Origin of the sequence: Vibrio sp. 10N.222.52.C3 (genome assembly GCF_041474195.1) — a bacterium.
Classification (GTDB): domain Bacteria; phylum Pseudomonadota; class Gammaproteobacteria; order Enterobacterales; family Vibrionaceae; genus Vibrio; species Vibrio crassostreae_C.
Window position 1 is genome coordinate 1 of sequence record NZ_JBFRTQ010000225.1, and the last position, 2,095, is coordinate 2,095.

Consider the following 2,095-nt stretch of genomic DNA (forward strand, 5'->3'; position numbering starts at 1 on the left):
ATATTTACCTTGTTTTTATTTTGACTTTCAGTTGAATTTGCAGAGGTATGGCTAGGGTTGTAAGTATTCGGGAGGTGAATTGTTTGATGGGTGGTTAGATTGTTGGTTCGAATGTTTTGATTCTTGAATGGCTTTGATTTAATCGAGATGGTTAGTGGAAATGTACCGACAAATAAAAAGGCACTCACCAAATGTGAGTGCCTGAAGTTTAAGTCAGAGTGCCCGAAGTTTAAATCAGAGTGCAGGGTAAACTAAGCGTTCGCCGGTTCAGGTTTTGCTTCTAGTTTTTTCTCTTCTGGAGATAAGCTTTTTTCATATTTTCCGTACTTCCACCACGCGTAGCCAAGGAAGATAACAATCCCGCCCACGTTGTAGAAGATGATGGTCATGATGTCAGCACCTGTTGGGAAGGTTGACGCAAAGAAGCCAACAGTGAAAATGCCGATCAGAATCGAGACCACGGTAATGCCTGTCATACGTGAGCCCATTCTGAAATCACGAGGTAAGTGATCCAACTTCAAACGTAAATTAAGGTACGCGATCATGATGAATAGCGGTGGCAACATCGATGCTGCAGCTGTCATGTTGATAATGGTACTCATCAGATCTTGAACCGTATCGGACGCCAGTGTCGGAATGAACATCAGTGGAATCACAATCAAGAACTGAATCCAAGCCGCACGCTCTGGAACGCCTTGTTTGTTAAGAGCGACCGTTTTCTCACCGAAGATACCTTTAGGGATTTCAGAGAAGAAAATCTTAACGGGTGTCGCTGTCCACATCAGCAGAGAGCCTAGCATCGCCGTGAATGAAACCACGCCCACAAAGCGATTCATTAGGATTTCAGACAACCCAAAGTGTCGTGCTAGCCCTTCGAATACCTGCACTGAACCGCCAGTAAATTTAAGCTCTTCTCGCGACACAAACACGTTTGCTAGTACTGAACCCACCGAGTAAAGCGCACCAATGAAGATACCTGCAATGATGATCACTTTAACGAAAGACTTGTGACCACCTTTGATGTCGTTGACGTAAACCGCTACCGATTCTGCACCGCCAGCCGCCATGAAGATCCAAGTGATTACGCCAAGGAATGCCCAGTTAAAGCTTGGTGTCATCGCTTCAATGGTGATTGGGTCTGCTGGCTCGATACCACCGATCAAAGCACCGCCAGACAACAAGATGTAAGACATTGTTAGCAACAACATAAGCGACGATGTTAGTGAGGTGATGGGGCCTAGTAGTTTCGCGCCATTGTTTGAAATGTGCGTAGCAACCGCAAATAGAATGGTGCTCAAGATCGCCGTGGTGATTGGCGTGAATATGTACTCAAACCCTAAGAACGCATACGACGCATAAGCAATGATTCTAGGCAGCAGAGAGGTGAAGAAGAACAGGTTAACAAACCAGTAGGTATAAGCCGAAATAAACGCCCAGCGGCCGCCTAGAGAGCTTTTAACCCAAGAATAAACGCCCGCTTCAGAGTTTTTATTCAGTGACACAAACTCTGCGACGATCAAACAAAAAGGCACAAAGTAAAAGATGGTGGCTAGAAAGAACATCGGCGCCGAGGAAAGGCCTATCTCGATGTTGTTGTTAATGATGTTGTTGAAGCTGTATACCGCCGCGAAGGTCATAGACAGTAGGGCAAACTTGCCTATCGTACTGCGTTTATTTTCGGACATGATGTTCTCCGGTGAATCACGTTGATGATCGTTATAACTTGGTCCTAGAGAGGGAGGCTCTAGGCCGCACTTTTATTGTTATGTTGGTTTGGCAAACACCCGCTTTGTTTTGTCAGGGTTGGCTCATTGTTGTTTTTATAGATTTACGATCGGACTTCTTTGGGATTTTTTTCTTTGGTATTTCAGTAAACTTATTACCAAAACAAAGAGTTAAAGATTAAGAAGTTCATTGAAGAGATTGCTTGTTTCATGAGCGACGATTTATAAGGCGTGTAGGGGCTTTTTGTCGCTTTCTTTATATGAATCAGTTTGTCTCTTCAGCAAGAAGATTAAAGATTAAGCGGCGGGAAGTTAATCGAAATTGATCAAATATGTGACCTTGAGTAAATAAATTTAGTTAATGTTTTACC

Annotated in this window: 1 protein-coding gene; it reads right to left on the reverse strand. The window is 43.7% G+C overall.

What is annotated here, in order from left to right:
• Positions 1-251: 251 nt before the first annotated feature.
• Complete coding sequence (locus AB4517_RS22460; RefSeq protein ID WP_108193766.1) at positions 252-1,685, reverse strand: amino acid permease; 1,434 nt, start codon at positions 1,683-1,685, stop codon at positions 252-254.
• Between the last annotated feature and the right edge of the window lie 410 nt (positions 1,686-2,095).